This window comes from Qingshengfaniella alkalisoli, assembly GCF_007855645.1.
In the GTDB taxonomy this organism is placed as follows: domain Bacteria; phylum Pseudomonadota; class Alphaproteobacteria; order Rhodobacterales; family Rhodobacteraceae; genus Qingshengfaniella; species Qingshengfaniella alkalisoli.
The window spans coordinates 1,719,817-1,744,410 of record NZ_CP042261.1 but is presented as its reverse complement, the minus strand read 5'-3'; the positions used below and the strand labels follow the sequence as shown (position 1 = coordinate 1,744,410).

Below are 24,594 nucleotides of genomic sequence, written 5' to 3'. Positions count from 1 at the left end.
GGGTAGCGTCATGTCGTCTGCTCGATCAGAGTTACAACTCAATCCTTCGCCAGACATTCCACTGCATTGGCTGCGATGTCACGCAACAATGTCGCGTAGAAATCCTGGCTGGCTGGAATGTCTGCGCCGACCGGGTCAAGCACGCCGTGGGCGACCTCTGTTCCTCCGGTCACCGCGTCCACGAGGCCCGCGTTGAACTGCGGTTCGCTGAAGACGCATACGATGCCTTCATGTTCTATTTCGTGTTGCAGTTCCGCGATGCGCGCGGGGCTTGGGGCGGATGCGTCGCCAAGGCTGATCGCTCCGAGCGAGGTCAAGCCGAACCGATGTTCGAAATACTGGTAGGCATCGTGGAACACGACAAAGGGCTGCTCGGAAATTGGTGCAAGCTGGGCAGTGAGTTCTTCCCTTAATACAACCAGATCTGCTTTGGCGGCTTCGGCATTCTTTGCGTAAGTGTTTGCCCGGTCCGGGTCCAGTTCGGCCAGCTCACGGGCGATCACGTCGAGCCAAATGGCTGCGTTTTCCGGGTCAAGCCACGCATGCGGATCCACGCCGTCGCCGTGGTCATGACCGTGGTGGTCGTGCCCGTGATCGTCGTGGTCGTGTTCTTCATGACCGTGAATTGCGCTGTCGCGGAACGGGAAGGTGGTCGTTCCTTCGGCTTCCAACAACTCGACGGATACGGCGTCGGGGGCCAGCTTGCCGATGCTTCCGGCGAGCCATGGCTCCAATGCTTCGCCGATCCAGAAGATTACATCCGCCTCGCTGAGGGACTGTGCTTCCGATGGACGCATCGAGTAGCCGTGCGGTGACGCTCCCGCCTGCATGACGAGGGCCGGGGTGGCAATGTCTCCTGTCACCTGCGCAACAAGTGAATGAACCGCAGGAATATCCACTGCGATCTGTGGGGCGTCGGCAAATGCAGGGACGGCGATGGCAAGCATCGCCGCGAAGCTAGTTCCGGAAAGTCGCATGTGCGTTCTCGTGTTATGTTGTAACATTTCTGGGCTTGATATGATGAATGAAATAACATAGCAACCCTTGAATTGATAAGGTTGAGGCGCACGATGGATGTCATAGGGTTCCACAAGCATGATCATCAGGGCTGCATTACCGACAGTCTGGAAACGGCGCGATCCATTTGCTCCGACGAAGGGTTGCAGTTCACGCCCGTGCGCCAGCGTGTCTACCGCTTGCTGCTGGAAGGCCATCGCGCAATGGGTGCCTATGAGATACTTGACGTTTTAAAGGAAGAGGGGCTGGGCTCGCAGCCCCCTGTCGCCTATCGCGCCTTGGACTTTCTGATGAAGCATCGTTTTGTTCACAAGATCGAACGTCTGAATGCATTTGTAGCCTGCACCCATCCCGGTGAGCACCACGCGCCCGTGTTCCTGATCTGTCGTCTTTGCAGTGGCGTGGCCGAAGCGTGTCGGCCAGATGCCCTGTCAATACTGGGCGCGGAAGTTGAAACAACGGGCTTCTCGGTCGAGCGGGCCGTCATAGAAGTTGAAGGGCTTTGCCCGGCCTGCGCCGGAGATCAGCGTCAATGAGCCTTCTGACAACTCAAGGGCTCGCCGTGCGTCATGGCGAAAACACGGTCCTGCATGACGTCGATTTCTCGATTGATCGCGGCGAGATTGTCACGGTCGTGGGCCCCAACGGGTCAGGCAAATCGACATTCCTGCGAAGCCTGATTGGTGCCCAATCCCTGTCCGCCGGTCGGCTCGTGCGTCGGGACGGGCTTCGCTTGGGCTATGTGCCGCAGAAACTGCATATCGACCCGACATTACCGATGACGGTGAAGCGCTTCATGCGACTGCCGGTGCGGGCGGGGTCCGATGACATCTCCCACGCCTTGGTGGAGGCCGGAGCGGGGGGGCTGCAATCCCGTCAGATGTCATCGCTCAGTGGCGGTCAATTGCAACGTGTCTTATTGGCGCGGGCGTTGTTGAGCGACCCGGATTTGTTGTTGCTGGATGAGCCGACACAAGGGCTGGACCAGCCCGGCTCCGCGGCCTTTTACCGGTTGATCGAAGATTTGCGCACGCGCCGCGGATGCGCTGTCATCATGGTCAGCCACGAGTTGCACGTGGTCATGAGCGCGTCGGATCGTGTCATCTGCCTGAACGGACATGTCTGCTGTCACGGTACACCGGAGGTCGTGGCATCCGCGCCGGAATACCGCGCTTTGTTCGGTTCCGGTACGCAAGGGGCCTTGGCGCTCTACCGCCACGAACATAGCCACCATCACGATCATCACCACAGGGCCGAGGGCTAGAATGCTTGACGATTTCATGATGCGTGCTGTTCTCGCCGGGTTGGGCGTTGCGCTTGCGGCAGCCCCGCTGGGGTGCTTCGTGATATGGCGGCGCATGGCCTATTTCGGAGATGCCACCGCACATGCCGCTATTCTGGGCGTGGCGCTGGCGCTGGCGCTCTCGGTGTCGATCTTTGCAGGTGTGCTGGGTGCCGTCCTGTTGATGGCGCTGCTGGTGTCCGGACTGAGCCACAAGGCATATGCAATGGACACGATGTTGGGTGTGCTGGCGCATTCGGCCCTTGCGTTTGGACTTGTGGCGGTTTCCTTTCTGCATGGCGTTCGTGTGGATCTGATGGCCTATCTGTTCGGGGACATCCTTGCGGTCGGCAAGGGTGATCTGGCCGTGATTTGGGGTGGCGGCGTCCTGGTCGTGCTGCTGATTGCGCTGCGTTGGCAAGGCTTGCTGACTGCGACTGTCAATCCTGATCTGGCCTATGCTGCAGGTGGTGATCCGAAACGCGAGCAGCTTGTTTTGACAATTGCCTTGGCGGTGGTCGTCGCGGTTGCGATCAAGGTGGTGGGGGCTCTGCTGATCGGCGCGATGCTGGTCATCCCTGCCGCTTCCGCGCGCGTGTTTTCCTCGACGCCTGAACGCATGGTGCTGGTTGCGGCGCTGCTCGGCGGCGCCTCCGCAATCGGAGGGCTTTGGGCGGCCTACTGGCTCGACACGCCCGCAGGACCGACGATTGTTTGTCTCGCCGCGATCTTCTTTTCGGTGTCGCAGCTTTGGCAACTCGTATCCGGCCGGCCATAGGTCGGCACTTCCCGTCGCCGGTTTGATACTGTTTTCAGTGGTGCGTGTGGTTTTCAACTTCTCACCCGGAACCTGAACGGATAAACCTGCGGCATGACTTGGACCCTTCCAAATATACTGACGGTCGCGCGGTTGATCGCGGCCCCGCTTGTTTTGCTCGTCTTCGTGGCCGTGCCGACGCCGCTGTCCTATTGGCTGGCGCTCGGTTTGTTCGTTCTGGCATCTGTCACCGATTGGGTGGACGGCTACATCGCGCGGAAATACAAGCTGGAAAGCCGCTTCGGTGCGATGCTGGATCCGATAGCGGACAAGGCGATGGTGATGCTGACGATTGTGGTTGTGTTGGGCGCAAGCCGTCTCAGCCCCTGGTTGGTCATTCCCGGAACGGTGATCCTGTTCCGCGAGGTTTTTGTATCCGGCCTGAGGGAATTTCTCGGGGCGCAAGCGGGGCTGCTGAAGGTCACGAAACTGGCCAAGTGGAAAACCACGCTGCAGATGCTAGCACTGACTTTTCTGCTGCTTGCGCTGGGGATGACGGAGCAAAATGACTGGTTGTTCCGTTCCATGCAGCCACAGGAATATCAGGACCTGTTGACCAGCGGTGCGCAAAATCACAACCCGGTGTGGCGTGACGCGATGATCGAGCAATGGTCGTGGTATCTGGGCGTCGCGCTCTTCTGGATCGCGGGACTTCTGACGGGCATCACGGGATGGGATTATTTCTCGAAGGCGCTCCCGTTGCTGAAGGAGGCGGGCCGATGATCGATGTCGTCTACTTTGCTTGGGTGCGTGAGCGTATTGGTCTTCCGAAGGAGCGGCTGGACACATCAGCGGCCACTGCGCGCGATCTGGTAGAAGAGTTGAAGATGCGGGATGAGAATTACGCCGCTGCCTTCGCTGACTTGTCCGCGATCCGTGTAGCGATAGATCAGGAGCTGGCTGAGTTTGATACCTCTCTGGCCAGCGCTCGCGAGGTGGCATTCTTCCCGCCCATGACCGGAGGCTAAGATGTCGGTGCGGGTGCAGTCCGAAGCATTCGATGCAGGTGCGGAGCTGAATGTTTTCACGTTGGCGCAGTCTGGCGCGGGGGCCGTGGTGTCATTTTCTGGCATTGTCCGGAATAACGCCACAGGCGATTTGGTCGCGATGGAAATCGAGCACTATCCCGCAATGACCGAGCAAGCGCTGGAAACGTGTCGGGCCGAAGCAGTTGATCGCTGGTTGCTGACGGGTGCGTTGATCATCCACCGTTATGGTCGTCTGGTACCGGGCGATACGATCATGATGGTTGCGACCGCAGCGCCGCATCGCGCTGACGCTTTCGCTGCGAGTGAATTTCTGATGGACTATTTGAAATCCCGCGCGCCGTTCTGGAAAAAGGAACACTCCGGCTCGGGAGAAGCATGGGTTGACGCGCGGGGTGAAGACGAAGACGCGCTCGCCAGATGGGACGAACCCAAGCTTTAGACGATCACGACGTCATGTTCTGGCGCGAGATGTATTCCTGCAATTCCTGCGTTTCCGCGCGCGCGGCGCGTAGTCCATCCATAGCCGCGCGTAGCTCGGCCTCGGTTTGTGCCAGTCGTCCACGCAGACGTGCCTCCGTCGCTTCACGTTCGGCCAAGGCGCTGTCACGCTGCGCTTCCGCTTCGTGCAGGGCTTCAGCCATCCCGTCCAATTCGCCGATTTCGGCTTTGGATACGCGCGACAACCGGGTCACCATCCAGTGACAAAGCATCCCGAAGCAGAATGCGCAGAACAGCAGAATTGTGGCGGCAAGTATGAATTCAGTTCTGTCCATCTTCGGCTTCCGGCTGGTTTTCTGTTTCACTACCAGCTTCGCCGTCTGATTCAAGCGGCTCGTCCCCTTCGGTGGCGACTTCCTCTTCCGTCGGCGTCAGACGGAACTCGATCCGGCGGTTTGTCTCGCGGCCTTCTTCTGTGTCGTTGTCGGCGATGGGCTCGTTCTCGCCGTAGCCCTTGGCGGAGAGATTACCGACCAGCACGCGACGGGCCATCAATGCGTTCAGGACGGCATCGGCACGCGCCTGGCTAAGTTGCTGGTTCAGTTCCTCTCGACCCTGGCTGTCCGTATGCCCGCTGATTTCCATTGGAACCTGGGGGCATTTTCGCAGAACCGTTGCGATCTGTCCGACCGTTTCATAGCCACTTGCGTTCAATTCGATTGAGCCCGGATCAAACGTGATTTTGTTTAGTGCGATTTGTTCATTGACCTGTGCGACACATTCTTCGGGGGTCGGTAGATCGTTCACGGGCTCCGGTCTGTCCTCATGGGCGATGTCCAACTCGTAATGCACGTCAGGGCCGAGCGCATCGGACAGGCTTCCGGCGATGCTGGCCTGTGCATCCTCGTCATAGGACATGCCATTCAGGGAAATACGATCGGCAGTTACTCTCAAGGCGCCATTGTTCAGTGTGCTGAGCGCATTCAGGCCCGCGAGAACCTTGACTGACCAACCTAGGGGTAGGGATTCGTCAGGACGGACGTTGATGTCGAGATCTTCAGTACCGAAACGCGCGGAGGCGAGGCTTTCGACGGCGTCGAGAGACTGTGCGTCTGGCACGGCACCACGCAGAACTGTCAGGCCTTCGGGGCTGATTGTTGCGGTGAAGCTGAGTGTCCGCGCGGGTGAGGTGTCTTCGCCTGTATCCGGCGTCAGCAGCGTCAGCGAATAGATCGTGGGTAGTTCTCCTTCCAGATCATTGGCGATGGTGTCTGCATCTTCCGCTTCAACGTTTTCGCCGACAAAGAGTGTCACGGTAAGATCAGAGAAGGTGATCGTGCCTTCGCCCATTTCCGCAAGTGCCGTCAGACCGGTGGACACGGCCTCGCCCCAACTTGGGTCTGGCGCGCCAAGGGCAACACGGCAGGTGGAACTGTCTGTCGCCCCAGCGGCTTCGGCGGCGACGCGAATGCGTGCAAGCCCGGCATCGCTTTCGGCGACACAAGCCTCGAACCGCGCACCCTGGTCGTCGATTCTGAACCGCGTCGTGAAGGGCGATACGATCGGGCGCGGAAGTTTAAGTTCCAATGCCAGTTCAACCGCGTCGCCGGCCGTCGCAGCCAGTTCGCGACGCAGGTTGGACGCATCGAGCCGCGTTTGAACCAACCCGGTGGCCCCGACCTTGCCGGGTTCTACCACGACTCGTGCGTTCTCCATCTCCAACAGCGCTTCAATGGCGGTTTGCAACGCCTCGGACCAGCCGTCGGGGGCGTCTTCACCAGTGGCAGTGATCAGCTCTGACAGGTTGGGGTTATCGATGGTCGCGCCAAGCAGGGCGAGAAGGCTGGCTTCTGCATCCTGATCGCCCGGCATCAGGCCATGAAGTGTCAGATCCCGCCCGTTGCGGATAAACTCCAGCCGGTAGGCAGGCGTGATGAAATCCGTCTGCGCAGCGACGGTCATGCCGTCAAGTATGTTGGCTGGACTGATAACTTCACCGGCTGAGGTCAGAGCGCGGAAGCGGGCAGCTTCATCCGGCGCGGTCCCATGGATTGTGGCGACCAACCCATCGGCGGAGATTTCCGTCCAGTCGAAGCCTTGGCCAGAGAGATGCGCCCTCACGGTTTCTTCGGTCTTGGCCTCCATCCGCTGAGCAACAAGGGTCGCTGCGCCAAAGCAGGCCGCACCGCCCGCAAGCAGGGCCAGAGCTCGAAAAATCGTGGTTCGGGAAATCGCCATGTGTGTCTCTATACTGTTCTGCGAAACAGGGCAGGTTTAGGCTGTGCAAGACGCGCGTGCAATCAGGCCAGCACGGCGATGGCAAGAAACAGCGCAGCGAGCAACCCCGCATCACGATTGCTTCGGAACAGCCGCAAACACGTTTTCGTGTCGTCGATGTCGAGGATGCGCATCTGCCAGGCCATATGTGTGAAGAACGCCGCCACGCCGACCAGCGACAGGATCAACCCCGCTCCGAAGGTGAAGTTGAAGGCCATCACAGCGGCGACGGCCATCAGCGCGGTCGAAGCGATCGCGAACCGCCAAAGCCATTGCGGCGTGTCCTCTCCGAACAATCGGGCGGTAGATTTCACTCCGATCAGCGCATCGTCCTCTTTGTCTTGGTGCGCGTAGATCGTGTCATAGAACAGGGTCCAAGCGATACCCGCCAGATACAGGATGATAGCGGGCAAGCCGAGCCGGCCCGATTCTGCCGTCCATGCCAGCAAAGCACCCCAGTTGAAAGCCAGCCCCAGGAAGATCTGCGGCCACCATGTGAAACGCTTTGCGAATGGATAGATCGCAACTGTCGCCAAGGAAAGGAATCCAAGTAGAATGGCGTTCAGATTGAATGTCAGCAGCAGGCAAAGCGCAATGAGCGATTGTATCACCATCCACGCCAAGGCCTGTTTCACGCTGACTTGGCCGGAGGGGATGGGCCGCATGCGTGTCCGTTCCACGCTGCCGTCGATGTCGCGGTCGGTTATGTCATTCCAGGTGCAGCCTGCGCCGCGCATCAACCATGCTCCTGCGCTACACGCCAACAGGATCCAGATCAGACGCAGGCTCAGCCCCTCGCCACTTGCCGCGCTCAGCAGTGCTCCCCACCAGCAGGGCAGCAGTAGAAGCCACGTCCCGATGGGGCGGTCAGCGCGTGAAAGGCGCAGATAGGGTTTTGCCCAGTCCGGCGCACTCCGGTCCACCCAGTTGCCTTTTACGGCGTCGACGATTCCGGCCTCTGGCGTTCGGGTGGTCTGCGTCATATCTAGGTGTCCATGTCAGTCGCGAAAGTCAGGCTTTTTGTAGATCATCCGCTCGGTCCAGAGCAAACTGTTCCTTTGGAGCGCGATCAGGCACACTACCTGTTCGGCGTCATGCGGCTGAAGCCGGGTGATCATGTCCTGTTGTTTGACGGGCAATCGGGTGAATGGCTTGCCGAGGTCGCGCAAGCGGGCAAACGGGCGGGAGAGTTGCACTGTTTACATCAAACGAAGCCCCTGCACTTGCCGCCCGATTTGTGGCTCTTATTCGCCCCGATCAAGAAAGCCCGTACGGATTTCATCGTTGAGAAGGCGGCTGAAATGGGCGCTGCGCGTATCCTGCCCGTGCAGACCGACTTCACTAATTCGGAACGTGTTCGCGCTGACCGGCTGCAGAAACACGCGGTTGAGGCTGCCGAGCAATGCGGTGGAACCTTTGTGCCGAAAGTTGAAGAAATGGAACGGCTTGACCGGTTGATTTCCGGTTGGCCGCAGGATCGCAACTTGTTGTTTTGCGACGAGGCGAGGGTTGGGGACAGGCTGATGATCCCCGATGCCACGAGTGCACCTTGGGCGATACTGATCGGACCGGAAGGCGGGTTCAGCGACGCTGAGCGCAAACGGTTGCGTAATATGCCGCAGACACATGTGCTATCGCTGGGCCCCCGCATCTTGCGCGCAGACACAGCCGCCGTTGCCGCGCTGACCCTTTGGCAATCGGCCCTGGGAGATTGGCGATGAGTATCATACGACCCGAGATCCGAGAAGCCGCGATCCGGTATCGTGAAATCCTCATCGGGGCCGGAGTGCTGCTGCTTGGGCTGCTTGCCGTGCTTACGTCAGGTGGCATCCTGTTCTGGCTCGGGGTTGCGATTTGCTTCGTCGGGACCGCGCTGATCGTGACGGGCATCCAGCGTCAGAGGTTCCGTCGACCGGGGGACGGCCCGGGCGTTGTGCAGGTAACAGAAGGACGGATCGCCTATTTCGGACCGCTGGAAGGCGGCATAGTCGATACTGATGGCCTAAGCCGCCTGACGCTCGACCCCAATTCCCACCCCTTGCATTGGGTGTTGGACCATGATGGCGGGACGCCTCTTCACATTCCGGTGACCGCGAAAGGTGCAGATCAGTTGTTTGACGCCTTCGCCAAGCTTCCGGGCCTGAATGTCCAAGCCATGCTTCACAGACTGGAGCGACCGGGAAGGAACCCCACCATCGTCTGGCAACGACCTGTCACATGGCTGAGTTGACACCCGGAGCAATTCACAGCAGTTGTGGATTGGATCAGAGGCAGGAAGAGCGGAGCCCAACCCATGTCCATTCCCCAAAGCGGCGGCGGCCCGATCGAGGACCTGTCTCAACTGGCTGAGTATCTGTCCGCTGGCAGCAAGCCCAAGGATCAATGGCGCATCGGCACCGAGCATGAGAAATTCGGATACTGCAAGGACACCCTGAACCCACTTCCCTATGAAGGGAAACGGTCGATCCGCGCGATCCTCGAAGGGCTGCGCGACCGTTATGGCTGGGCCCCGGTTTTGGAAGGCGACAATATCATCGGCCTGACCAAGGACGGCGCAAATGTCAGCCTGGAACCGGGCGGACAGCTGGAATTGTCCGGTGCGCCGCTGCAATCGATCCACGAGACCTGCGACGAAGTAAACCAGCATCTGCGCGAGGTTCAGTCCGTAGCAGATGAAATCGGCGCGGGCTTTATCGGGCTGGGTGCCGCCCCGATCTGGACGCATGACCAGATGCCGATGATGCCCAAGGGTCGCTACAAGCTGATGACTGACTACATGCAGACCGTCGGAAACCTGGGTCTGCAGATGATGTACCGGACCTGTACGGTCCAGGTGAATCTCGACTTCGCCTCGGAAGCGGACATGGTGAAGAAGCTGCGCGTGGCGTTGGCTTTGCAACCCGTGGCGACCGCGCTCTTCGCGAACTCGCCATTCCTGGAAGGCAAGCCGAACGGGTTCAAAAGCTGGCGGTCACGCATTTGGAGGGATCTGGATGCGGATCGCACCGGCATGTTGCCATTCGTCTTCGAGGATGGTTTTGGGTTCGAGCGGTGGGTGGACTACGCGCTCGATGTGCCCATGTATTTTGTCTATCGCGACGGAAAATACATCAACGCGCTCGGCCAGTCTTTCCGCGATTTCCTGAAGGGCAAGTTGCCCGCGCTGCCCGGTGAGGTTCCGACTCTGAGTGATTGGGCCGATCATCTGACGACGATCTTTCCCGAGGCACGGATCAAGAAATTCATCGAGATGCGAGGAGCCGATGGTGGCCCGTGGCGACGGCTCTGTGCGTTGCCGGCGCTTTGGGTCGGGCTGTGTTACGATCAGTCATCTCTGGATTCGGCGTGGGATCTGGTCAAGGATTGGGATACAGAAACGCGCGAGGCTTGGCGGATCGCGGCATCAAGGGACGGGTTGCAAGCGGAGGTTGGTGGTCGGGTCATGCAGGATCTGGCGCGGGAAGTTGTCGCGATTGCCGAAGCGGGCTTGAAGTCGCGGGCGATTCCGGGCGCGGACGGGCTGATCGCTGACGAGACACATTTCCTGAATGCGCTGCAGGAAAGCGTGGAAACAGGTCGTACTCCTGCCGATGAATTGCTGTCGCTTTACCAAGGCGAATGGCAGGGTGACCTGAGCAGAATCTACAAAGAGTTCAGCTACTGATCGATGGCGGCGCTGTTCGCGCCGCCTGCCGTGGGTCACAGGCGGATCGGGTCGTTCTTGGCCAGTTTATCGAAGGCCATGAGTGTTTCGATCAGCTTGGGCATTTCCGACAGATGGATCATATTCGGCCCGTCTGAGGGTGCGTTGTCCGGGTCTTCATGTGTCTCGATGAAAACCGATGCGATCCCGAGCGAAACCGCCGCACGCGCCATCACCGGGGCAAACTCGCGCTGACCGCCGGACGCGCCGCCCAGACCGCCGGGTTGCTGCACGGAATGCGTCGCATCCATCACAACAGGATAGCCCGTTTGCATCATGGTCGGCAGGCTGCGCATGTCGGCAACCAGCGTGTTGTATCCGAACGAAGCGCCACGCTCGGTCAGCAGCAGGCGTTCATTGCCCGTCGATTCCACCTTCTTGACGACATTGGCCATGTCCCAAGGCGCGAGAAACTGCCCCTTCTTGATATTGACGACCGCACCGGTTTCACCGGCTGCCAGCAGAAGGTCGGTCTGACGGCAAAGGAAGGCGGGGATCTGGATGATGTCTACGGCTTTCGCGGCAACCGCGCATTGTTCCGGGGTATGAATGTCGGTGAGCGTCGGCACACCCAGCCGGTCGCGCACGGTCTCCATGATCGCGAGACCCTCGTCGATCCCCAGCCCGCGCTTGCCGGACAGAGAAGTGCGGTTCGCTTTGTCGTAGGACGCCTTGAAGACGTATTGCGCGCCGAATTTGTCACATGCTTCCTTCATCGCAGTGGCAATCATAAGTGCGTGATCCAGCGATTCCAGCTGGCACGGCCCGGCAATGATCGTGAGGGGGTTGTCGTTGCTGACCTTGATGGGGCCGATGTCTACGTTTTTCATTTTCCACCTGTGGTAGAGGATTGCCTGCTTCACGCGTGATAGCAGGTCTGGTTGGAGCGCGCAGCACCTTCAAGCTGACCGCCAGCGTTGGCCGACGGTTTGCGTGAGAGCCAAAGTGAAACGGTGTCAGAGCTCGACTTTCTGCACCCGTGTGACCTTGCCGGCTACTATCGACAGTCCTGCGGCGAAGAAGCTCAGCAGTGCACCCATCTTCGCGGCATCCTGAACAGGCCCGCTTTCGAAGGCGACCGAGGCGATGAAGAGCGACACAGTGAAGCCAATTGCCGCCACGCAGCCGATTACGAACAGATCCGAGGTCTTCATGCCTTGTGGCAACCCAAGTTTCAGCACATAGGCACCGACCCATCCGAACAGCAGAACTCCGAAGGGCTTGCCGATGATCAGTCCGCTGAGCACCAGCCATGTCGGAGCGCTGATTGCAGAGAATTCGACACCCGCGTTGACCAGTCCGAAGAAGAACAAGACGATCTCCACTGGAACTTTCAGCGCGTGTTCCATCTCGTTGAGCAGGTCGTGCAGGTGTTCCTCGGCTGACGCGAAGATACCAAAGGCACGGTCGGCGTGCGGAATGGCCGGAATGACGGGCAGCAGCCCCAAGGCAGGATGGACGCCCGCTTGCTGGAATCCGTACCAGCTTATGCAGCCTGCAATGGCGTAGGGCCAGAAGGATAGTTTTGCGCGAATCCATGTGGAATTGGGCCGCAGTTGCTTGCCGCGGTCCAGACGTCGTGGCAGCCAGTTGAAGAAGAAGAAGACGGCTACCGCTGTCCCCACGGACAATAGGAGCCATTCCGGGGCCAGTTCTCCGGACGGGTAGAAAATGGCCAGGATCACTAATCCTGCCGCGTCATCCGCAATGGCAAGCAGCAGCAGAAAACGAACGGCCGGATGGCCGGCACCGAATACGATGCGGCCGACCAGGTAGGAAAACGCGATGTCGGTGGCCGTGGGAATTGCCCATCCATCCACCACGGCGGTGTAGGTTGATGATCCGAGAATCGCAGCGAGGCCAAGATAAACGGACACGGGACCGACCATTCCACCGACCGTGGCAAACAGCGGTGTCGCCGCCTTCTTACCGCGCAGTGAGCCTTCCCTCAGGATAACAGCTTCCCAAACCTCTTTGGCGGCGATCGCGAAGAACAGCGCCATCAGCACATCGTTGATAAGATAGTGCAGTGTCAGGGTCCGGTGGACATGCCCTTCCGCGTCTAGATGCGCGTGACCGATGAAGAAGTTGTCAACGATGACGAATTCAACGAAATTATGATAGCTGTGTGGATGTAGATTGGCCCAGAACAAGGCGATCGAAGCGCCACTGATCAAAAGCAGTGAGTAGTTAGAAACGAAATTCCAGACGCGGTACATCCTGTCTCCCCTCCAGTTTAATTCGGAATAGAGCACCGGGCGAGTTGGGGCAACCATTGCCAATCCGCAGGGTACGCGATTCCGTCGCACCCTGCGGATTGGCCCGGCCTTTTCATGGATTGCGAGCGCAGATCGCGGCGGCGGCTTCCAATGCGCCTTTGCCGTGAGGAATATCGAGAGCGGTGAAGCCTGCTTCTATCGTGCCCAACACGCCCAGCACCATATGTGCGTTGACATGCCCCATATGGGCGATGCGGAAGAAGCCGTGCCAGGCGTCGTCGCCGGGTGCGGCCATGCCAAGGCCGATGCCAAGCGTGACACCCGCGTTCTCAGACAGCCAATCGCGCAGACGCGTCCCGTCCGGTGATCCGATCCGCAGCGCGGTGACCGCATGGCTGCGCAGGGCCGGGTTGGGCACGTTCAGTTCCAGCGATCCGGTGGAGCCCCATGCTTCGCATGCGGCCCAGATAGCACGGGCAAGGGTTGCGTGACGTGCCCAGGCGGCCTCCATCCCTTCTTCATGTACGAGGATGTCCAGGGCGGCGCGCAGTCCGAAGATGTGATGTGTGGGCGAGGTGCCGTGGAAATACTGGTACAGTTCTTCGGGATAGGCCCGGGGCTGCCAGTCCCAGTAATTGCTGGTGACCTTCAGGGATTTCTGTACCGCCTCGGCCTTGTCGTTGAAGAAGACGAAGCCCAGCCCCGGCGGTGTCATCAACCCCTTCTGCGAGGCAGTGATCGCGACATCGACACCCCATGCGTCCATCTCGAACCGGTCGCAACCCATCGATGCCACGCAATCGGCCATAAGAAGCGCGGGGTGATCTGCGTCATCCACGACGGCGCGAACGGCTGCGATGTCATTGCGTATCGAGGTCGCCGTATCAACCTGGGTAACAAGGATGGCCTTGATCTGCTTTTCCGTGTCGGCGTTCAGCGCGTCGCGCACGCGATCCGGATCGAGGGTGGACCTCTTCCCGAAATCGATTGTTTCGACGATGATCCCCATGCGTGCCGCCGTTTCCGCCCAGCCGAACCCGAAACGACCTGTGGCCAGCACGAGGATGCGTTCGCCCGGTGCAACGGTGTTGGCGAGCGAGGCTTCCCATGTACCGTGACCGTTGCAGATGTAGATTGCTACGTTGTGCTTGGTTTGCGCGACGGTTTTCAGGTCGGTCACAATGCTTTCGGTCATATCCGCGAGTTCCCCGAAATAGATATTGGGGGCAGGGCGGTGCATGGCCTGAAGAACGCGGTCAGGCATGACCGAAGGGCCGGGAATCGCGAGATAGTGGCGACCGTGAGCAAGCGACATCTTGAGAACCTTCCAGGGAAAACCAGCCCGTTTGGATTATGCTGTCGTGAATGACTCGTCAAACGCGGCGTTAGCGTGCAGGTTGAAAGCACTGTCACGAGCGCGTAGATCACGGTCACTTGGCCCCGCGCGTTCAGGATTTCGCGGCGTCTTCATAGTGTTGAAGGATCACATGCGTTCTGAACTGAAAGCCCGATTTCGCGAGATCGAAAAAGGTCTGCGCCGCAAATACGGTCGGGATATCTCGACGCCGCAAGCGCGTCGACATGCGTGGTGGCACTTCCAGCTTCTGGATCATGCTTTCCTGCGCGCATGGTGGTGGAACATCGAGGAAATCGCGCCGGGTGTCTGGCGGTCGAACCAGCCTTCCCCGAAGCGGATGGAACGCTATAAGACGATGGGGATCAAGTCGATCATCAACCTGCGCGGTGAGGTCAAGCACAGCCCCTATCTGTTCGAGAAGGAAGCTGCGGACAAGCTTGGCATCACGCTTCATGACATCACCCTGAGCGCCCGCAAGCTCGTTCCGCGTCAAGACATGCTGCAACTGATCGACCTTATGCGGACAGCCGAGAAGCCGTTCCTGTTCCATTGCAAGTCGGGGGCTGACCGGGCCGGCTTTGCGTCTGCGCTTTACCTCGCCATCATCGAAGGGCGCCCGATTGCAGAAGCGCGTCAGCAACTGCATTGGAAATACATGCATCTATCTACTACGGATACCGGTATTCTGGACCACGTGTTCGACGTTTATGAGGCCGACAACGCCAAACATCCCATCTCGCTTGAGACGTGGATTGCGACGGTCTACGATCACAAAGCGCTGACCCGAAGCTGGAAGGACAGCCGCAGATGAGCAACCAGCGCGGGGAAATTCCGTTCGCCAAGGGCTGGCCGCTGTTTCGGTGGCTGTGGTCGACCTATCTGTTCAAATACCGGATCTATGTGATTGCCGCGATGGTCCTGATGAGCATCGAAGGCAGCATGCTCGGCTTTCTCAGCTATACGCTGAAGCCGATGTTCGACCTGGTTTTCGTGGACGGCAACCGTGATGCGATGAAATGGGTTGGCATCGCGATTCTTGTCATCTTTTGTACGCGGGGTTTGACCGGTGCGCTGCAGAAGCTGCTGATGACCTATGTCGGCCAACATTCGGTTGCAGACATGCGGATCGATTTGCTGAACCATGTTATGCAGTTGGATACGACTTTCCACGCGACCCACCCGCCGGGTCATCTGATGGCGCGTGTCGAAGGTGACGTGAATGGTATCAGTTCTGTCTGGAAGGCCCTGATCTCCGGGGCTGGGCGAGACTTTGTAGCCCTTATTGCGCTCATGTTTGTTGCTATCCGCGTGGATTGGGTGTGGACCGCAATCGCACTGATCGGCGCGCCGCTTGCCGTGTCGCCCCTTCTGCTTGCACAGAAATATGTGCGCCGTCGCGCGCGTGAAAGCCGCGAGGTTGCCAGCCAGGTTACGACGCGACTGGACGAGGTGTTTCACGGCATTAACCAGATCAAGCTGAACGCGCTGGAGGACTATCAGGCCGACCGTTACGTCGGACTACAATTGCAATCCGTGCAACTTGCAATGCGTACCACCGTCGGTCGGGCGGTTATTCCGGCGCTGGTGGACATCATGGCGGGGCTCGGCTTTGTCGCGGTATTGTTCTATGGCGGCGGTGAAATCATTCGGGGTGACAAGACCATCGGTGATTTCATGAGCTTCTTTACCGCCATGACGCTGGCCTTCGAGCCGTTGCGCCGTCTGGCGGGCATGGGTGGCGGTTGGCAGGTGGCGATTGCGAGTCTTGAGCGCGTTCAGCATCTGTTCAATACTAAGCCGAGCATCACGACACCCGCCAGGCCAAAGAAGGCCGATGTCGATCGGCCCGAGATCGTGATGGATGACGTACATCTGGCCTATGGCGAATTGCCCGTGCTGCGCGGTGTCAGCTTCACGGCGAAGGCGGGCAAGACAACTGCGCTGGTCGGGCCAAGCGGTGCGGGCAAAAGCACCATCTTCAACGTTCTGACCCGGTTGATCGACCCGCAGACAGGGGAGGTTCGCATCGGTGGTCAGAAGTCGCTCGACATAAATCTGGCAGAACTGCGCGGGATGTTTTCTGTCGTGACGCAGGATGCGCTGCTGTTTGATGAAACGGTGCGCGACAATGTTCTACTGGGCCGCACGGACGTGACCGAGGATCAATTGCGGTCGGTTCTTGATGCGGCCTATGTCAGCAACTTCCTCGATCAGCTTTCCGATGGGCTGGACACGCCCTGTGGTCCGCGTGGGTCGAACCTGTCGGGCGGGCAGCGTCAGCGTGTGGCCATCGCGCGCGCATTGCTGCGCGACACGCCGATCCTGTTGCTGGATGAGGCCACATCGGCGCTTGATACCCGGTCAGAGACGGTTGTGCAGGCGGCGCTGGAACGGCTCAGCCGGGACAGGACAACCCTTGTCATCGCGCACCGCCTGTCCACGGTGCAGAATGCTGACAACATCTTGGTCATGGATCGCGGCCGTATTGTGGAGCAAGGCAGCCATGACGACCTTCTTGCAAAAGGTGGTTCTTATCACGACCTCTACAATATGCAGTTTCGTAGCAACGAGGGCGAAGAATGAGCAGTCGGACAGTGGTACGCATCTCCGGAACCGATACACGTGAATTCCTGCAAGGGCTGGTGACGAACGACATCGGCAAGCTGGAAAGCGGGCTGGTCTATGCGGCGTTACTGTCGCCACAGGGCAAGTATCTGGCGGATTTCTTTCTGGTCCCTGACGGCGACGACGTGCTTCTGGATGTTGCGACCGAGCAAGCCGACGGGCTGTTGAGACGGCTAGGTATGTATAAGCTGCGCGCGGCCGTGACCATCGCCCAAACTGATATGAAGGTCTTCCGAGGCATCGGAGAAATGCCGTCGAGTGCTTTTCCTGACCCTCGTACATCCGCGTTGGGGTGGCGTCTCTACGGAGATATGGAAGGCGACGACGGAACCGACTGGGACGCGTTGCGCGTGGCGCATGCCATTCCAGCAGCAGGGCTAGAGCTCCAGCCGGATAGCAGCTTCATCTTGGAAATGGGGTTTGAGCGGTTGAACGGTGTGGACTTCCGCAAAGGTTGCTATGTCGGGCAGGAAGTCACGGCGCGGATGAAGCACAAGGCCGAACTCCGCAAAGGTCTGGCACGAGTCCAGGTCGATGGGGATGCAGAGCAAGGCGCTGAGATCACCGCCGATGGCAAGCCCGTAGGAACGCTGCACACCCGTTCAGGCAACGAGGCGTTAGCCTATCTGCGTTTTGACCGTGCAGGCAAAGAAATGCGCGCCGGTGAAGCCGTGGTACAGTTGCTGCCGGTCTAGTTGTGAAAGCTGGTGGGCTCAATTCTTGCGGCCCCTTGTGCTGACGAATTTCGGCAGAATATTTTGACCCATTTACTTGGCCCTCGTATCACCTAGCCTACCGGCTGAACGCGCTATCTTGACCCTACGCAATCGGGCGACTTTTTTTCCCGATAGCCCTTGCGCCCGTTTCGTCCTCAGAGTAAGTCACACGCCACCGTTGGGGTGTAGCCAAGTGGTAAGGCAGCGGTTTTTGGTACCGTGTATCGTAGGTTCGAATCCTACCACCCCAGCCAGACAATAAACGACATTTGAACTATAGGCGGCGTTGCCACCAGAGCCTTGCGAATGCTCCATATATGCCCCCGATCCTGAGGGCAGCAGAGGGGCGAAGGCACGATAGGATTCGGATCGTGGATGGGCGTCGGAAAATGGACCGATTTCTACAACGCGAATGCACATACTCCGCTCTTGGTGGAAAACTCTCAGCTGTGGTCTTTTGGCAAGTAAAAGAAGAGAACCAAACCGATCAGCACAGGAGCAGGGAGTAGCTTCAGTCACCCCAAAACTGTCCAAACATCGGGGGAATAGCTCAAATGGGCAGTTGAATGTTAATCATTCCTGGATGCGGATTTCGTTTGCGTGGCTGCGTGACCTGTGCGTGTTCCCAAGAGCCTCAGTGTTCCGGAATCAGGAAGTCGTTACGAAGGCCCTCTCACGAGGGCTGGAACACCGCATTCTGTACATTTCGGGTGATTGTGGACAAAGGCCGGCACAATTGCTGAACAGGCCGACGGTCCAACATTTGGACTAATCGGAGCCAGCAAGGCCCAAGTTGACGAACAAATAGGAAAAGCCCCGACGTCTGCCGGGGCTTTCATGATTTTCGCGTTCGGCGCTTATGGTGCGCCGGCGTTTTTCTTCTTGAGTGGTGCCCAGATGCGCTTGTTGGTCAGGTAAAGGAGCACAGAAAGCACAACCAAGAACAAGACCCCTGTCAGGCCCGCCTGCTTGCGGGCCATCATCTTGGGTTCCGCAGTCCACATCAGAAAGGCGGAAACGTCGGTCGAGATCGCATCCAGATCTGTTGCCGACCCGTCAGCGAACTCCACATCGTCCCCGGCCAGTGGGGGGGCCATGGCTATCCAGCCGCCGGGGAAGGCGGTGTTTTCGTAGAAGGTCGTGCCAGCCTGTTCTTTCGTTTCGCCCGTGTACCCGGTCAAGATGGCATGGATATATTCCGGACCGCCGATGCCTTTGAACAGCTGTGCCAGACCCGTACCGTAGGGACCGTGAAAGCCCGCACGGGCTTTGGCCATCAGGCTTAGGTCAGGTGCGTTTTCGAGTGCTGAACCCGGGAAGTGGTCGGTTTTCTTGGCTGGACGGAAGTCGTCCAATTCGGGATCGAAAACCTCGAATTGGGTCGCGTATGCACGAACCTGATCCTCGGGAAGGGCAGGGCCGCCATCATCTGCGAGCGTGCGCAGCGGAACGAATTTCAGCCCGTGGCAGGCAGAGCAGATCTCTGTGTAGACCTGCAGACCGCGCTGAAGCTGGTGTTCGTCATAAGCACCGAACGGACCTTCAAACGAATAGTCCACATCGTGAATATGACCGCCTTCACCTGCCGCGAAGGCTGTGCCGGTGGTCACTGCCACGGCCGCAACTGCCGAGAGGGTGAGTTTCTTGAGTATCACGTCCAGATCCTTTCTCACTCGGCCGGCGTCGTGGCGCCAGAAGCCTTGCCATGGTCAGCGCCATAATGGGAGTTGAAGTCGTCTTCGATGGTCGCGGGTTGTTCCAGCGGCTTCTCGATAACGCCCAGCAGCGGCAGGATGACCAGGAAGTAGGCAAACCAGTAGGTTGCGGCGATCAGCGAGATCCAGTCATAGGGGAACTCGGTCGATTGCGCACCGACCCACATTAGCACCATGAAGTCGACGCATAGCAGCGCAAACCACCACTTGAACATCGGGCGATAGCGGCCAGAGCGCACAGACGACGTGTCGAGCCAGGGTGTCAGCGCCATCACAGCAATCGCCCCGAACATCGCAACTACACCGAAGAACTTGGCGTCGACGATCCCGAAGGTAATCCACTGTACCAGCTGCACGATCCAGACATCGCCGGTGAAAGCACGCAGGATAGCGTAGAAGGGCAGGAAGTACCATTCCGGCACGATGTGTGCAGGCGTCGCCAGAGGGTTCGCCTCAATATAGTTGTCGGGGTGGCCCAGGTAGTTCGGCATGAAGCCGACAATCGCGAAGAAAATGGCCAGCACCACGGCGAGGGCGAAGAAGTCCTTGATGATGAAGTAGGGCCAGAACGGAACAGTGTCTTTTTCGGCGTCCGCTTTCGAAGTACGGCGAACTTCGACACCCGTGGGGTTGTTGTTGCCCGTGTTGTGGAAGGCCCAGATGTGAACGGCCACAAGTGCAGCAATAACGAATGGCAGCAGGTAGTGCAGCGAGAAGAAGCGGTTCAGCGTATAGTTGTCCACCGCCGGTCCACCCAGAAGCCAGGTCTGGATCGGCTCGCCGATCAGAGGAATGGCGCCAAACAGGCCGGTGATCACGGTCGCTCCCCAGAAGGACATCTGTCCCCAAGGCAGAACGTAGCCCATGAAGGCCGTGCCCATCATGCACAGGTAGATCAGGATACCAATGATCCAGGTCACTTCGCGCGGAGACTTGTAGGAGCCGTAATACAGGCCGCGGAAGATGTGCAGGTAAACGGCGACGAAGAACAGCGAGGCGCCGTTCGCGTGCAGGTAGCGCAGCATGTAGCCGCCATTGACGTCGCGCATGATATGCTCGACCGACGCAAAGGCGTAATCGACATGCGGTGTGTAGTGCATCACCAGCACGATGCCTGTGGCGATCTGAAGCACCAAACAGAATGTCAGGACAATCCCCCAGATCCACATCCAGTTGAGGTTCTTGGGCGTGGGGATCATGATCGTGTCGTAGAGCAGCCCGACGATCGGCAGGCGCGAATGAAGCCATTTCTCGCCGCTGGTCTTGGGCTCGTAATGGTCGTGTGGAATTCCAGCCATCCGGTCTCTCCCTTAACCGAGCAAGATTGTGGTTTCGTCTTCGAAGGCGGCAACCGGAACGGGCAGGTTGCGCGGTGCCGGGCCGCGGCGGATGCGGCCAGCTGTGTCGTAGTGCGATCCGTGACAGGGGCAGAACCAGCCATCAAAATCACCAGCGCCATCGCCCAGGGGCACACAGCCAAGGTGTGTGCACACGCCCAGCATCACCAGCCATTCGCCCGCTTCGTCCAGCGTGCGGTTTTCGTCGGTGGCGGGCGCCATGGCGTCGATGTTCGCGTTTTCAGCGTTGCGATCCACGAGATCGGACAGTTCGACGGCCCGGCCTTCGTCGATTTCCTGCTGGGTGCGGCGGCGGATGAATACAGGCTTACCCTGCCACTTCACGGTCAGCTGCGTTCCAACCTCGACGCCGGAGACGTCAACGCGGATCGACGACAGCGCCTGAACATCGGCGCTTGGGTTCATCTGATTGACAAGCGGCCAAACGGCGGCGCCGGCAGTCACCGTCGCTGCCCCGGCCGTCGCGTAGTAAAGGAAATCCCTGCGGGTGCCTTCGTGATCTTCTGCGTGGGACACGGAGTTCTCCATTTATTCGTCGGCTAAACCAACGCAAAACCCGGACCGAGAGCGAACTCTCAGCCATTGCTGCGACGCTAACTAGCCGGACCATAACGGATCGTCTAGCGGACAATCTAGCGCATCTGCGCTCTAGGGCCTTATTTTTGGCATTCTTGTCAACCCGGCGGGTTGTTTCTACCCGGACTGCTACCTATGGGTCACATCTTGGCGAGACATGGCGATTCGTTCAGGCAAGGGATTGTTTCCGCGTTATTCCAATGCGATGTTGGGCGGAGTTGGGGTGATTCATTGTTTGTTAGCTTTCGGATGGAAAGCTTGAACATGTCGGGTTTCGAGTTTCACTGATTGGATGATCGCAAGGATTTGGGCGCGCGATAAGATGATGCGGCTAGCACTTACAGCTTTGGTTCTGGGCTTTGCAGTGGCGAATCCCGCTCATGCGGAGTTTGAGCTGAGTTTCTATACTGGCTTCCAGACCGCTCCCCACAGTGATGTCGAAGGCAATGATCCCAACGGAATCGGCAAGTTCGATTTTACCACGGCTTGGGAAGGCCGCTCGAACGAAATGCCGCCCTATTGGGGCATTCGCGGAACTTGGTGGCAGCCGAACAATATCGGCTATGCGCTCGAGATGAACCACGCCAAGGTTTATGCTGATGAGAACGACAAGGAAAAGAACGGCTTCGATATCCTCGAGTTTTCGGACGGTATCAACCTTGTCACAGTGAACGTACTGAAGCGCTGGCCCTCCGTTGAACGTCCATGGATTCCCTATGTGGGTGCAGGTGTCGGCGTATCCGTCCCACATGTCGAGGTCGAGACGAGCAGCGGTAAGACTTTCGAATACCAACTGACTGGGCCCGCGGTTCAGTGGTTGGCAGGTGTGTCTTACCCGGTTTCCGAGAACTGGTCAGTTTTTGGCGAATACAAAGGCACCTATTCGCAAAACGAGGCAGACCTGCATGATGGCGGCGACTTAAAGACAAACATCGTCACCAACGCGCTTAATGTCGGTGTCAGTTTCAACTTCTGAAGCGGTTAGTTTCACCGGCCCCAATGCTTAGATTCGGCGCAGCTTCAGCCGCCCAAAACCCGACGCGTCGATCTCGAATCCCGGTCCACTATGACCGAACCGGATTTTGCGGCGAAGGCGGCCATCCGCACGCCAACCTTCTGGCTCCTCGCTGACGTGCAACCCGTCGTCGAGTTCATCCAATACGTCTTCGGCCTTCTGCCGTCTCGGCGACGGTCCTGCATGCCGAGCCGCTGCATAAAGGGCTAGTGCAACCGGGGCCAGGCGCAGCGCAATGGTTGCTGCAGGTGCAATGGGCAGTGGCATAGAGTTCTCCTTTGATTGAAGGATAAGTAGCCGGTCGCGCGTTGTCCAGAATTCCCGAAGCGGGTTCGGTTCAGGCTACCATCAGCGACTGTCCGCTTGCGCCCGTGATCCGCGCGGGAACGATCTGGCCTTCAACCCGGGGGTCGTCGAAACGCACCTCGGCAAACTGTTCCGTCCGACCCATCTGCTGAGATTCCATCAGCACCAGATGTTCACGCCCGATCTGGGCGTCGAGATGCGACTGCACGCGTTGGGAGCCGGCGGCGCGCAGCCGTGCCGCGCGATCCTTGATCGCTTTGCCGTTCACCTGTGGCATCCGCGCGGCCGGCGTGCCGGGGCGCGGGGAGTAGGGGAAGACGTGCAGCCATGTCAGGGAACAGTCTTCGACCAGCTTCAGCGAGTTCTGGAACATCTCTTCGGTTTCGGTCGGAAACCCGGCAATGATGTCGGCGCCGAATGTCATGTCCGGACGCAGACGCAGAGCTTCTTCACAAAAGGCGATTGCGTGATCTCGCTGGTGACGGCGTTTCATGCGTTTGAGTATCATGTCGTCACCGGCCTGAAGGCTCAGATGCAAATGCGGCATTAAGCGCTTTTCCGTGGCAATCGCTTCCATCAGGGCGGGGTCTGCTTCAATCGAGTCGATGGACGAAATCCGTAAGCGTGGCAGATCGGGCACCAGTTTCAGGATGCGACGCACCAGATCGCCGAGCCGTGGTGTCGCGGGAAGGTCCGCCCCCCAGCTGGTCAGATCGACGCCCGTTAGAACGATCTCTTTGAAACCGCGATTCACAAGGCGCTTGATCTGCTCGACCACGACGCCAGCAGGCACCGACCTAGAATTGCCGCGTCCAAAAGGAATGATGCAGAAGGTGCAGCGATGATCGCATCCGTTCTGCACCTGAACATAGGCGCGGGATCGGGTGCCGAAGCCGTCGATCAAATGCCCGGCGGTTTCGGTGACGGACATGATGTCGTCGACCTGCACCTTTTCGGTGTCGCCGATCAGGTCGTTAACAGCCAATGACCGCCATGTTTCCGGCTGCATCTTTTCGTGATTGCCGACGACCTGATCGACCTCTGCCATAGCGGCAAAGCTATCCGGATCCGTCTGTGCCGCGCATCCAGTCACGATCAGGCGGGCTTTGGGGTTCTCGCGCCGCAGCCTGCGAATGTCCTGCCGTGCTTTTCGGACGGCTTCGGACGTTACCGCGCAGGTGTTGATGATCACCGCATCACCGAGCCCTGCGGAGTCTGCAAGTGTGCGCATCGCCTCCGTCTCATAGGCGTTGAGGCGACAGCCGTGAGTCGTGAAAACAGGTACCTGCTTATCCATCGGTCGTTCCCCACATCGAAGGGTCCAGTTCTGCCTCGAAGACTTTGGCCGTCGCGCCGGTCATCCAGACGCCTTCATCCGCGATGCGGATATGCAGAGGTCCACCATCGAGGCGTACCGTCACGGCAGAATCGATCAGTCCACGCCGATGCGCCGCTACTGCAGCCGCACATGCGCCGGATCCGCAGGCGAGCGTGATCCCAGTGCCGCGTTCCCACACGCGCATCCGTATCTCAGTTCGGTCGATGACGTGAACGAATTCGACATTCGTGGCTTCGGGGAAGAGTGGATCGTTTTCGACGCTGGGGCCTCTGTCTTCGACATCGACGGAATCCGCATCTTCCACAAAGAACACGCAATGGGGATTGCCCATTCCGACAGCGGATGGCTTTCCCGGCAGGGGTAGCGCATCAAGATCACTGACAGGACGCGCGAGCGGGATTGCGTCCCATTCGGACTCCGGCAGGCCCATATTGACACTTACCAGCCCATCATCGAGCCGTTTCGCACTTAGCAGTCCTCGGGCGGTACGAATTGTAACGTTACGTCGTACAGCGGCATCCATCACGATATCCGCGACGCAGCGCGTAGCGTTGCCGCAAGCACCTGCCCTCGTTCCATCCGAATTCCAGAAATCCAGTGCGATGTCCGAATCCCGACCGTCACGGATTTCTGCAAGCTGGTCATAGCCCACACCGCGATGCCGATCGCCTAATTTCCTTGCGAGATCAGGAGTTACAACGGCATCCCTGCCACGTGAGTCGACGATCACGAAGTCATTCCCAAGCCCGTGCATCTTTAGAAATGCCAGGCGTTCTGTGTTCACACTATCCCGCATGGCGCGCATATACGCCTGCCGCGACGATAAATCCAGAGGATGCGAGTTT

26 protein-coding genes and 1 tRNA gene are annotated in these 24,594 nt (G+C 58.8%); 14 read left to right on the top strand and 13 right to left on the bottom strand.

Annotated elements, in window-relative coordinates; all coding sequences use genetic code 11:
- Window positions 1-38: 38 nt before the first annotated feature.
- Entirely contained in the window at window positions 39-977 is a 939-nt protein-coding gene (locus tag FPZ52_RS08745; protein WP_146365077.1) for a zinc ABC transporter substrate-binding protein, read from the bottom strand.
- A 93-nt stretch (window positions 978-1,070) separates the two neighbouring features.
- On the opposite strand from FPZ52_RS08745, the gene FPZ52_RS08740 reads away from it, so the two are divergent.
- The 6 genes from FPZ52_RS08740 to FPZ52_RS08715 all read left to right on the top strand — a co-directional run bounded on the left by FPZ52_RS08740 (window position 1,071) and on the right by FPZ52_RS08715 (window position 4,544).
- Window positions 1,071-1,553: a helix-turn-helix domain-containing protein gene (locus FPZ52_RS08740; protein WP_146365076.1), complete on the top strand. Its 483-nt coding sequence runs from the start codon at window positions 1,071-1,073 to the stop codon at window positions 1,551-1,553.
- Complete coding sequence (locus tag FPZ52_RS08735; RefSeq protein WP_146365075.1) at window positions 1,550-2,281, top strand: ATP-binding cassette domain-containing protein; 732 nt, start codon at window positions 1,550-1,552, stop codon at window positions 2,279-2,281. Before FPZ52_RS08740 ends, FPZ52_RS08735 begins: the two co-directional genes overlap by 4 nt.
- A gap of 1 nt (window position 2,282) precedes the next feature.
- Window positions 2,283-3,077, top strand: a complete 795-nt coding sequence (locus FPZ52_RS08730; RefSeq protein ID WP_146365074.1) for a metal ABC transporter permease — start codon at window positions 2,283-2,285, stop codon at window positions 3,075-3,077.
- Between the two features lie 93 nt (window positions 3,078-3,170).
- Window positions 3,171-3,839, top strand: a complete 669-nt coding sequence (gene pgsA, locus FPZ52_RS08725; RefSeq protein ID WP_146365073.1) for a CDP-diacylglycerol--glycerol-3-phosphate 3-phosphatidyltransferase — start codon at window positions 3,171-3,173, stop codon at window positions 3,837-3,839.
- Window positions 3,836-4,084 carry a molybdopterin converting factor subunit 1 gene (gene moaD / locus FPZ52_RS08720; RefSeq protein ID WP_146365072.1) on the top strand — a complete coding sequence of 83 codons (249 nt, stop codon included), beginning with the start codon at window positions 3,836-3,838 and terminating at the stop codon, window positions 4,082-4,084. Before pgsA ends, moaD begins: the two co-directional genes overlap by 4 nt.
- Window position 4,085: 1 nt before the next feature.
- On the top strand, window positions 4,086-4,544 hold the full coding sequence (locus tag FPZ52_RS08715) for a molybdenum cofactor biosynthesis protein MoaE (RefSeq protein WP_146365071.1): 459 nt from the start codon (window positions 4,086-4,088) through the stop codon (window positions 4,542-4,544).
- 4 nt (window positions 4,545-4,548) lie between these two features.
- On the opposite strand, the gene FPZ52_RS08710 is transcribed toward FPZ52_RS08715, so the two are convergent.
- From FPZ52_RS08710 to ubiA, 3 genes are all read right to left on the bottom strand, one after another.
- Window positions 4,549-4,878 (bottom strand): hypothetical protein, encoded by a 330-nt coding sequence (locus tag FPZ52_RS08710; RefSeq protein ID WP_146365070.1) that lies wholly within the window; start codon window positions 4,876-4,878, stop codon window positions 4,549-4,551.
- Complete coding sequence (locus tag FPZ52_RS08705; RefSeq protein ID WP_146365069.1) at window positions 4,865-6,781, bottom strand: OmpA family protein; 1,917 nt, start codon at window positions 6,779-6,781, stop codon at window positions 4,865-4,867. The genes FPZ52_RS08710 and FPZ52_RS08705 overlap by 14 nt, the downstream gene beginning before the upstream one ends.
- 62 nt (window positions 6,782-6,843) lie before the next feature.
- Complete coding sequence (gene ubiA, locus FPZ52_RS08700) at window positions 6,844-7,803, bottom strand: 4-hydroxybenzoate octaprenyltransferase (RefSeq protein WP_146365068.1); 960 nt, start codon at window positions 7,801-7,803, stop codon at window positions 6,844-6,846.
- A gap of 12 nt (window positions 7,804-7,815) precedes the next feature.
- On the opposite strand from ubiA, the gene FPZ52_RS08695 reads away from it, so the two are divergent.
- The 3 genes from FPZ52_RS08695 (at window position 7,816) to FPZ52_RS08685 (ending at window position 10,484) form a co-directional block, all read left to right on the top strand.
- The gene (locus FPZ52_RS08695) at window positions 7,816-8,541 is read left to right on the top strand and encodes a 16S rRNA (uracil(1498)-N(3))-methyltransferase (protein WP_146365067.1); all 726 of its coding nucleotides are present in this window, start codon (window positions 7,816-7,818) and stop codon (window positions 8,539-8,541) included.
- The gene (locus FPZ52_RS08690; protein ID WP_146365066.1) at window positions 8,538-9,050 is read left to right on the top strand and encodes a hypothetical protein; all 513 of its coding nucleotides are present in this window, start codon (window positions 8,538-8,540) and stop codon (window positions 9,048-9,050) included. Before FPZ52_RS08695 ends, FPZ52_RS08690 begins: the two co-directional genes overlap by 4 nt.
- A 63-nt stretch (window positions 9,051-9,113) precedes the next feature.
- Entirely contained in the window at window positions 9,114-10,484 is a 1,371-nt protein-coding gene (locus FPZ52_RS08685; RefSeq protein WP_146365065.1) for a glutamate--cysteine ligase, read from the top strand.
- A gap of 35 nt (window positions 10,485-10,519) precedes the next feature.
- On the opposite strand, the gene kdsA is transcribed toward FPZ52_RS08685, so the two are convergent.
- The 3 genes from kdsA to FPZ52_RS08670 all read right to left on the bottom strand — a co-directional run bounded on the left by kdsA (window position 10,520) and on the right by FPZ52_RS08670 (window position 14,057).
- Window positions 10,520-11,353, bottom strand: coding sequence for a 3-deoxy-8-phosphooctulonate synthase (gene kdsA, locus FPZ52_RS08680; RefSeq protein ID WP_146365064.1), 834 nt, complete (start codon window positions 11,351-11,353; stop codon window positions 10,520-10,522).
- A gap of 126 nt (window positions 11,354-11,479) precedes the next feature.
- Window positions 11,480-12,742, bottom strand: a complete 1,263-nt coding sequence (locus FPZ52_RS08675; RefSeq protein ID WP_146365063.1) for a Na+/H+ antiporter NhaA — start codon at window positions 12,740-12,742, stop codon at window positions 11,480-11,482.
- A gap of 112 nt (window positions 12,743-12,854) precedes the next feature.
- On the bottom strand, window positions 12,855-14,057 hold the full coding sequence (locus FPZ52_RS08670) for a pyridoxal-phosphate-dependent aminotransferase family protein (RefSeq protein WP_146365062.1): 1,203 nt from the start codon (window positions 14,055-14,057) through the stop codon (window positions 12,855-12,857).
- Window positions 14,058-14,229: 172 nt separating this feature from the next.
- On the opposite strand from FPZ52_RS08670, the gene FPZ52_RS08665 reads away from it, so the two are divergent.
- The 4 genes from FPZ52_RS08665 (at window position 14,230) to FPZ52_RS08650 (ending at window position 17,694) form a co-directional block, all read left to right on the top strand.
- A complete protein-coding gene (locus tag FPZ52_RS08665) occupies window positions 14,230-14,910 on the top strand; it encodes a tyrosine-protein phosphatase (RefSeq protein ID WP_146365061.1) in 681 nt (226 codons plus the stop codon).
- A complete protein-coding gene (locus FPZ52_RS08660; RefSeq protein WP_146365060.1) occupies window positions 14,907-16,682 on the top strand; it encodes an ABC transporter ATP-binding protein in 1,776 nt (591 codons plus the stop codon). Before FPZ52_RS08665 ends, FPZ52_RS08660 begins: the two co-directional genes overlap by 4 nt.
- On the top strand, window positions 16,679-17,419 hold the full coding sequence (gene ygfZ / locus FPZ52_RS08655) for a CAF17-like 4Fe-4S cluster assembly/insertion protein YgfZ (protein ID WP_146365059.1): 741 nt from the start codon (window positions 16,679-16,681) through the stop codon (window positions 17,417-17,419). The genes FPZ52_RS08660 and ygfZ overlap by 4 nt, the downstream gene beginning before the upstream one ends.
- Window positions 17,420-17,619: 200 nt before the next feature.
- Window positions 17,620-17,694: transfer RNA gene (locus FPZ52_RS08650), tRNA-Gln, on the top strand.
- 603 nt (window positions 17,695-18,297) lie between these two features.
- On the opposite strand, the gene FPZ52_RS08645 is transcribed toward FPZ52_RS08650, so the two are convergent.
- The 3 genes from FPZ52_RS08645 to petA are packed head-to-tail and all read right to left on the bottom strand — an operon-like array spanning window position 18,298 to window position 21,029.
- The gene (locus FPZ52_RS08645) at window positions 18,298-19,092 is read right to left on the bottom strand and encodes a cytochrome c1 (protein ID WP_146365715.1); all 795 of its coding nucleotides are present in this window, start codon (window positions 19,090-19,092) and stop codon (window positions 18,298-18,300) included.
- Window positions 19,093-19,109: 17 nt separating this feature from the next.
- Entirely contained in the window at window positions 19,110-20,453 is a 1,344-nt protein-coding gene (petB, locus tag FPZ52_RS08640; protein WP_146365058.1) for a cytochrome b, read from the bottom strand.
- A 12-nt stretch (window positions 20,454-20,465) separates the two neighbouring features.
- On the bottom strand, window positions 20,466-21,029 hold the full coding sequence (petA, locus tag FPZ52_RS08635; protein WP_146365057.1) for a ubiquinol-cytochrome c reductase iron-sulfur subunit: 564 nt from the start codon (window positions 21,027-21,029) through the stop codon (window positions 20,466-20,468).
- 385 nt (window positions 21,030-21,414) lie between these two features.
- On the opposite strand from petA, the gene FPZ52_RS08630 reads away from it, so the two are divergent.
- Window positions 21,415-22,065 (top strand): outer membrane protein, encoded by a 651-nt coding sequence (locus FPZ52_RS08630; RefSeq protein WP_338052770.1) that lies wholly within the window; start codon window positions 21,415-21,417, stop codon window positions 22,063-22,065.
- Between the two features lie 27 nt (window positions 22,066-22,092).
- Here the strand turns inward: FPZ52_RS08630 and FPZ52_RS08625 are convergent, their stop codons facing one another.
- The 3 genes from FPZ52_RS08625 to dapF form a co-directional block, all read right to left on the bottom strand.
- Entirely contained in the window at window positions 22,093-22,371 is a 279-nt protein-coding gene (locus FPZ52_RS08625; RefSeq protein WP_146365055.1) for a hypothetical protein, read from the bottom strand.
- A 70-nt stretch (window positions 22,372-22,441) separates the two neighbouring features.
- On the bottom strand, window positions 22,442-23,707 hold the full coding sequence (gene mtaB, locus FPZ52_RS08620) for a tRNA (N(6)-L-threonylcarbamoyladenosine(37)-C(2))-methylthiotransferase MtaB (RefSeq protein WP_146365054.1): 1,266 nt from the start codon (window positions 23,705-23,707) through the stop codon (window positions 22,442-22,444).
- The gene (dapF, locus tag FPZ52_RS08615; RefSeq protein ID WP_146365714.1) at window positions 23,700-24,545 is read right to left on the bottom strand and encodes a diaminopimelate epimerase; all 846 of its coding nucleotides are present in this window, start codon (window positions 24,543-24,545) and stop codon (window positions 23,700-23,702) included. Before dapF ends, mtaB begins: the two co-directional genes overlap by 8 nt.
- Window positions 24,546-24,594 lie beyond the last annotated feature (49 nt).